Below are 7,519 nucleotides of genomic sequence, written 5' to 3' on the forward strand. Positions count from 1 at the left end.
TCCTGTGCGACCTTGACGGCGCCGCGCCCGAAAGCGCCGGCCCGAACGAAGGAAGAGGTGGGCGGAGATGGCCGTCACCAAGAGGATCGCCGTGGGCGTTGTGGCCGTCGCGGCCTGTGCCGCGTCACTCGCCGGCTGCGGGGCGGGAGCCACCGGCTCCTCCGGTGCGAAGGAAGGCGCGCATGGTGCGAAGAAGGCGGCCCCGGCCCCGGCACCCAAGAGCGCGGCCCGGCTGATCGGCGACGGCTCCACCGCGTACACCGGGGCCCAGCCCTACCAGCCCAGGCCCGAGCGCCTCAAGCCCGGCCAGAAGCCGCCGCAGTTCGTCGTCTTCTCCTGGGACGGGGCGGGTGAGGACAGCCAGCGGCTGTTCTCCCGCTTTCGCAAAGTGGCCAAGGCCAACAAGGCGGCGATGACGTACTTCCTGAGCGGCGTGTACATGCTCCCGGAGGACAAGCGTGACCTGTACCGGCCGCCCCAGCACTCACCCGGCCGCTCCGACATCGGCTTCAACGACGAGCGGGGCATCGCCGACACCGTGAAGCAGCTGCGGCTCGCCTGGCTGGAGGGCAGCGAGATCGGCACCCACTTCAACGGCCACTTCTGCGGCCGAGGGGGCGGTGTCGGCGAGTGGTCGGTGGAGGACTGGAAGAGCGAGATCGCGCAGGCGAAACGTTTCGTGGAGTCCTGGAAGACCAACACGGGCATGAAGAAGGCGTCCCCGTTGCCCTTCGACTACGAGAAGGAACTTGTCGGCGCCCGAACGCCGTGCCTGGAGGGGCAGAAGAACTTCATGAGCGCGGCCCGCGAACTGGGCTTCCGCTACGACACCAGCGGCGTCAACGAGCAGATCTGGCCCGCGAAGAAACAGGGCCTGTGGGACCTGTCCATGCAGCTCGTCCCGATGCCCGGCCACCGCTTCGAGACGCTGACCATGGACTACAACTTCTACATGAACCAGTCCGGGGCACGCGCGGGCGCCAAGGACCGGCACGAGTTCTGGGGCGACCAGTACCGCGACGGTCTCCTCAAGGGCTTCGAGCGCGCCTACGACGGCAACCGCGCCCCTCTGCTCATCGGCAACCACTTCGAGTCCTGGAACGGCGGCGTCTACATGCGTGCCGTACAGGAGGTCGTCGAACGCGTCTGTACGAAGGCCGACGTGCGCTGTGTCTCCTTCCGGCAGCTCGCCGACTGGCTGGACACGCAGGACCCGCAGACCCTGGCGAAGTTGCGCACGCTCGGGGTGAGTGAGGCACCCAAGGGAGGTTGGGAGAGCTTCCTGGCGGAGCGCCCGGGCCCGGCGCCCAAGGGGGTGCCGGGGACTCCGGCGGCCAAGCGGTAGCGCTCCGCTGGGTGCGGGGTGTGTGGGTGCGGTTCGTTGGGTGCGGGTCAGTGGGGGCTGGTCGCGCAGTTCCCCGCGCCCCTTAAGGGGCGCGGCCGGGTTCAGACGGTGGTTGCTGTCTTCTGTTCGGTCAGGATGAAATCGGGGTCGATCTGGGCCGCCAGGTCGGCTCCGGTGCGGGCGTTGGCCCAGGAGTGGGCGTTCTTCAGGTGGAAGTGGACCATCTGCTGGGTGTAGCGCTCCCAGTCGCGCGTCTCGTACGTGGCGTCGACGGCCGACCGCAACCGTTGCAGGGAGCGGCGGTTGGTGTCCTCCAGGTGCTCGAACCGGGTGGGCCGGCCCTTCTCCATGGCACGCACCCAGTCCGAGTGTCCGACCGTCTCCAGGAGGTCGTCCCCGACTTCGGCGCGGAGGAAGTCGACGTCGTCCTGCCCCTGCACCTTGTTGCCGACGACCTTCAGGGCGACCCCGAAGTCCTGGGCGTACTCCTTGTACTGGCGATAGACGGAGACTCCCTTCCGGGTGGGTTCGGCGACGAGGAACGTGATGTCGAAGCGGGTGAACAGGCCGGACGCGAAGGAGTCCGAGCCCGCGGTCATGTCGACGACGACGTACTCGCTCGGGCCGTCGACGAGATGGTTCAGGCACAGCTCCACCGCGCCCGTCTTGGAGTGGTAGCAGGCGACTCCGAGATCGGCTTCGGTGAACGGGCCGGTGACCATCAAACGGACGGCGCCGCCGTCGAGTTCCACCGGCCGCGCGCAGGCGTCGTACACCGGATTGGTCTCCTGGATCCGCAGCAGGCGCGAGCCCCCGCCGGGCGGGGTCGTCTTGATCATCGCGTCGGCGCAGGCGATACGCGGGTTCGTGCCGCGCAGATACTCCTTGATCAGCTCCATCCGCTCGCCCATCGCGGGCATCGCGGCGGCTTCGGTGTCATGGAGGCCGAGTGCTGTGCCCAGGTGCTGGTTGATGTCGGCGTCGATGGCGAGGACCGGCGCCCCGGAGGCCGTGAGGTGGCGGACGAACAGGGAGGACAACGTGGTCTTGCCGCTGCCGCCCTTCCCGACGAAAGCAATTTTCATGTTCACTAACGGTAGTGGAATGAGTGCCGAGGGTGTCCAGGGGCCGTGAGGAAGTCCACTCCTTCGTGGGTGGGCTCCCGGGAGTGCGTAGGGTCGTACTCATGAGTACGACAGGCGCGACCGCCGATCCGCTAGCGGCCCTGGGGGCACTGCCCGGGGTGACCGACTCCGTGGAGTCCGTGCGCAAGGCCGTGGACCGGGTCTACGGGCATCGCATCATGCGGCGACGCAGCAATGAGATCACCGGCGAGGCGGGCCTGCGCGGTGCGCGCGGTTCTGCGGCCCTCTCCGGCGCGGACTGGGCCCTGGAAGAGGTTCGCCGGCGCACCGACTTCAGCGGTGACGACGAGGCCCGGATCGTCGGCGCGTCCCTGCGACTGACCGCGGAGGCGGGGCAGCTCCTGTCCATCTGGCGCCAGTCGCCGCTGCGGGTGCTGGCCCGGCTTCATCTGGTCGCCGCGGCGGGCACGGGCGACGAGGTGGGGCGCCCTCGTCAGGACGGCGAGCCGGTCGACGAGCCGACGGTCGAGCTGCCGCTGCCGAGCGCGGCGGAGGTGTCGGGGCGGCTGGAGGGGCTCGCGGAGCTGATCATCGCGGGAGGCTCCGCCCCCGCCCTGGTCACGGCCGCCGTCGTGCACGGCGAACTCCTCGCGCTGCGCCCTTTCGGCTCCCACAACGGCCTTGTCGCGCGCGCGGCCGAGCGGATCGTCCTGGTCGGCAGCGGCCTCGACCCGAAGTCCGTCTGCCCGGCCGAGGTCGGCCACGCCGAACCGGGCCGCGCCGCCTATCTGTCCGCGCTCGACGGCTATGTCTCCGGCACACCGGAGGGCATGGCGGCGTGGATCGCCCACTGCGGCCGGGCGGTCGAACTCGGGGCGCGTGAATCAGTGGCCGTCTGTGAGGCGTTGCAGCGCGGAGCGGCTTAGGAAGCTTGGGGAGCGGTCGCGCCAGGGAAGTGGAAAGGCCCTCCGAGGAGGGCCTTCAACGGGTTGCGGCGGTACGAGGATTCGTACCGCCGCCAGCATGTCCACCCGGTTACCAAGCGTCCTCGGAATTTTGCCCATCAGGTCGGGATCTCTGCCCGTCACCTGGTGCGGCTGGCCCGTAATCGACGGGTCGACGTCGCGTGGGTGCCCAGTGTTCATGCTCGGTCCGTGGGCCAACTGCGTTATAAAGGTGATCCTTTCGGATGTCCTTGGTCTCGCGGGCCGTTAAGTCCTTTCTACTCCTGGACCGGAGTAAGCGGAACCCCTCGCTGTACTTCTTTACTTTTATGATCAAACCGCCAGGAAGTGGACGCCGAGGTCACGCGATCGAGGGTCGGCGCCTGCTCGCGTACCAGACGAGGCCGGCCGTGGCGGCTGCCGCGCCTATCGCGGCGGCGGCGACCAGCGCCGGACGCGGCGGTACGGAGAGGGCGGGCAGCCGCTGCTTCAGCCGCACCGGACGGTGGAAGTCCAGGATCGGCCACCCCCGGGCGACGGCTTCCCGGCGCAGTGCCCGGTCCGGGTTCACGGCGTGCGGATGGCCGACGGACGCCAGCATGGGGATGTCGGTGACGCTGTCGCTGTAGGCGTAGCAGCGTGCGAGGTCGTATCCCTCGGACTCGGCCAGCCCCTTGATCGCCTCGGCCTTCGTCGGCCCGTACGCGTAGTACTCCACCTCGCCCGTGAAGCAGCCGTCGTCGCCGACGACCATGCGCGTGGCCACCACCCGGTCCGCGCCCAGCAGCTCGCCGATCGGTTCGACGACCTCGGCGCCCGACGTGGACACGATCACCACGTCACGGCCGGCCGTGTGGTGCTCCTCGATGAGGGAGGCCGCCTCGTCGTAGATGATCGGGTCGATCAGGTCGTGCAGCGTCTCGGCGACGATCTCCTTGACCTGCTGGACGTTCCAGCCGCGGCACAGCGCGGACAGGTACTCGCGCATGCGTTCCATCTGGTCATGGTCGGCACCGCCCGCCAGGAAGACGAACTGGGCGTATGCGGTACGCAACACGGCCCTGCGGTTGATCAGGCCGCCTTGGTAGAACGACTTGCTGAACGTGAGCGTGCTCGACTTCGCAATGACCGTCTTGTCCAGGTCAAAGAAGGCGGCTGTGCGGGGCAAGGAGTGGCTTTCCACGAGGCTGAGCATATGCGCCCACCATTCGGCGTAAAGTGCGGCCCGTGGGTTTGCCTGAGAGGGCTCTCGGGTACACCATGGAAGTCACGGATCGTTCGCGACCGTGCTAACCCGGTCCGGCTCCTCCCCCCCCGAGTCGAACCGTGGGGACGACCCCCGCTCTCCCCCCCGGCGGGGGTCGTCGCACGTCCGGGGCGGTTTCCTTCCTCTTCCTTCCCCTCTGTGCGTTCTGTTTGTCGGCCGTGTGGCCGCGCGAGGCGGCTTCGGCCGCCTTTTTTGCATGCCCATGATCCGTCACTGTGGGTAGTTGATGCGCTGCTCTGTGGAAAGTCGAACACCACTCACCTATTTGGGTGACGGTGATATTCACAACCACAGACTTGTCCACAGATTTCCATCAAGATCCACACGATTTCCGGGTTCGCTGCACCGTGATTCCAACACGTCCCGCCTCGCGGCGAGTTCATGGCCGGTTCCGTTTGTCGGGGCGTGTTCGGCCGGCGTCTGTCGGCCGTTCATTTAGCGAAGGGGGCCGGAAATCATGGCGGGAGCCATCACACACGACAACGAGCAGCCCGCGGCCGAGGGTCGGCAGAGCGGACCGCTGATCGTCACCGAGGACGCCGACCTGCTCGACGATCTGCTGCGCCTGTGCGCGGCGGCCGGTGCCACTCCCGAAGTGCACCACGGGGTGCCGGAGCGAGGCGGCGGCTGGGAGGCCGCCCCGCTCGTCCTGGTCGGCGACGACGCCGTACGGCGGGTGCGCGGGGCCGCGCGGCGACGGGGAGTGGTGCTCGTCGGACGGGACCAGGACGACTCCGGGGTCTGGCGGCGGGCTGTCGAGATCGGCGCCGATCACGTCCTGATGCTGCCCGACGGAGAGCAGTGGCTCGTCGACCGGATCGCCGACGTCGCCGAGGGCGTCGGCAGGCCCGCGCTCACCGTCGGCGTCATCGGAGGCCGGGGCGGGGCCGGAGCGTCCACGCTGGCCTGCGCGCTCGCCGTCACCTCCGCCCGCGAGGGCCTGCGCACCCTCCTCGTCGACGCGGATCCGCTGGGCGGCGGACTCGACGTCCTCCTCGGGGGTGAGACGGCCGACGGACTGCGCTGGCCGGCCTTCGCCGCCTCGCGCGGCCGGGTCGGCGGCGGCGCCCTGGAGGAGTCGCTGCCGAAACTGCACTCCCTGAGGGTGCTGAGCTGGGACCGCGGAGACTGCGTGGCCGTCCCGCCCCAGGCCGTACGGGCGGTTCTCGCCGCGGCCAGACGGCGCGGTGGCGCCGTCGTCGTCGACCTGCCGCGACGCATCGACGACGGTGTCGCGGAGGTCCTCGCCCAGCTGGACGTGGGGATCCTGGTGGTCCCCGGCGAACTGCGCGCCGTCGCCGCGGCCGGCCGGGTGGCGTCCGCCGTCGGCATGGTCCTGCGCGACCTGCGCGTGGCGGTACGAGGCCCGTACACACCGGGACTGGACGACCACGAGGTGGCCCGGCTGCTCAACCTGCCCCTGGCGGGCGAAGTCCCCGTCGAATCGGCCCTGGCGCGCCCGCACGAGGGCAAGGCGCCGCCGGGAGCGGCCGCGCGCGGCCCACTGGCCCGGTTCTGCACGGTGTTCTGGGAGCGGGCGCTGGCCGAGGCGGGTGGCGTGTGAACGGCGTGCGCTGGGACGAGGGACCGGGGGCGCCCGCCGGGCTGCTGGACGGCGTACGGCAGTGGCTGGCCGAGAGCGGGGCCGAGGCGACACCCGCGCGCGTGGCGCAGGCCCTGCGGGAGCAGGGGCGGGTGCTGGGGGACGCCGAGGTGCTGGGCGCCGCCGAGCGGCTGAGGTCCGAGCTGGTCGGCACCGGCCCGCTGGAGCCGCTGCTCGCCGATCCGTCGGTCACCGACGTGCTGGTGGCGGCCCCCGACCGGGTGTGGGTCGACCGGGGTGGCGGACTGGAGCTGACCGCCGTCTCCTTCCCGGACGCGGGCGCCGTACGACGGCTCGCGCAGCGTCTGGCCGCGGTGGCCGGTCGGCGGCTGGACGACGCCCGGCCCTGGGTCGACGCCAGGCTCCCCGACGGGACCCGGCTGCACGCGGTGCTGCCTCCGGTGGCCGTGGGCTGCACCTGCCTGTCACTGCGGGTCGTACGGCCGCGCGCGTTCACCCTGGACGAGCTGACGGTCGCCGGCACGGTACCGCCGGGCGGTGAGCGGGTGCTGCGGGCGTTGCTGGACGCCCGGCTGTCCTTCCTGATCAGCGGCGGCACGGGGTGCGGCAAGACCACCCTGCTGAGCGCGTTGCTGGGCCTGGTTGGCCCGGGCGAGCGGATCGTGCTGGCCGAGGACTCGGCGGAGCTGCGGCCCGACCATCCGCACGTCGTACGGCTGGAGACCAGACCCGCCAACCAGGAGGGCGCGGGCCTGGTCACCCTCGAGGACCTGGTGCGCCAGGCGCTGCGGATGCGCCCCGACCGGCTGGCGGTCGGGGAGGTCCGAGGCGCCGAGGTCGTACACCTGCTGGCCGCGCTGAACACGGGGCACAGCGGCTGCGGGACGGTCCACGCGAACGCGGCGGCGGACGTACCGGCACGGCTCGAGGCGCTGGGTACGGCCGCCGGTCTCGACCGGACCGCACTGCACAGCCAGTTGGCGGCCGCCCTGTCGGTGGTCCTGCATCTCGTCCGCGACCGGGCCGGGCGGCGCCGGATCGCCGAGGTGCATGTGCTGGAGCGGGACCCGTCGGGGCTGGTGGTGACGGTGCCGGCCCTGCGGTGGGGCGAGGAGGCGTTCGCATACGAGCGGGGGTGGGAGCGGCTGCGGGGGCTGCTTCGCGCCGGCGGTGACCAGGGGCAAGGGAGTGAACGGGCGTGACGGGTACGGGAGAGCTGGCGATGGGTGTGGCCGGGATGTGCGCGGGGGCGGTCTGCTTGCTGCTGGGCGGGCGGTATCCGGGGGCGCGGCGGGCGGAGTTGCTGCTCGCCGG

Annotated in this window: 6 protein-coding genes; 4 read left to right on the plus strand and 2 right to left on the minus strand. The window is 70.8% G+C overall.

Translation table 11 applies throughout. The features are described from left to right. Window positions 1-67 precede the first annotated feature (67 nt). Window positions 68-1,345, plus strand: coding sequence for a hypothetical protein (locus tag ADL01_RS33400; protein ID WP_053745789.1), 1,278 nt, complete (start codon window positions 68-70; stop codon window positions 1,343-1,345). A gap of 101 nt (window positions 1,346-1,446) precedes the next feature. Here ADL01_RS33400 and ADL01_RS33405 read toward each other — a convergent pair whose 3' ends face one another. Next, a complete protein-coding gene (locus tag ADL01_RS33405) occupies window positions 1,447-2,430 on the minus strand; it encodes an ATP-binding protein (RefSeq protein WP_053745790.1) in 984 nt (327 codons plus the stop codon). Window positions 2,431-2,531: 101 nt separating this feature from the next. On the opposite strand from ADL01_RS33405, the gene ADL01_RS33410 reads away from it, so the two are divergent. After that, complete coding sequence (locus tag ADL01_RS33410) at window positions 2,532-3,356, plus strand: Fic family protein (protein WP_053745791.1); 825 nt, start codon at window positions 2,532-2,534, stop codon at window positions 3,354-3,356. 379 nt (window positions 3,357-3,735) lie between these two features. Here ADL01_RS33410 and ADL01_RS33415 read toward each other — a convergent pair whose 3' ends face one another. Then, a complete protein-coding gene (locus ADL01_RS33415) occupies window positions 3,736-4,569 on the minus strand; it encodes an HAD family hydrolase (protein WP_053745792.1) in 834 nt (277 codons plus the stop codon). Between the two features lie 529 nt (window positions 4,570-5,098). On the opposite strand from ADL01_RS33415, the gene ssd reads away from it, so the two are divergent. Both ssd and ADL01_RS33425 read left to right on the plus strand, forming a co-directional pair. Further along, the gene (gene ssd / locus ADL01_RS33420) at window positions 5,099-6,205 is read left to right on the plus strand and encodes a septum site-determining protein Ssd (RefSeq protein WP_053745793.1); all 1,107 of its coding nucleotides are present in this window, start codon (window positions 5,099-5,101) and stop codon (window positions 6,203-6,205) included. Then, window positions 6,202-7,407, plus strand: a complete 1,206-nt coding sequence (locus tag ADL01_RS33425; protein ID WP_053745794.1) for a TadA family conjugal transfer-associated ATPase — start codon at window positions 6,202-6,204, stop codon at window positions 7,405-7,407. Before ssd ends, ADL01_RS33425 begins: the two co-directional genes overlap by 4 nt. Window positions 7,408-7,519 lie beyond the last annotated feature (112 nt).

Source organism: Streptomyces sp. NRRL WC-3618 (assembly GCF_001280005.1).
In the GTDB taxonomy this organism is placed as follows: domain Bacteria; phylum Actinomycetota; class Actinomycetes; order Streptomycetales; family Streptomycetaceae; genus Streptomyces.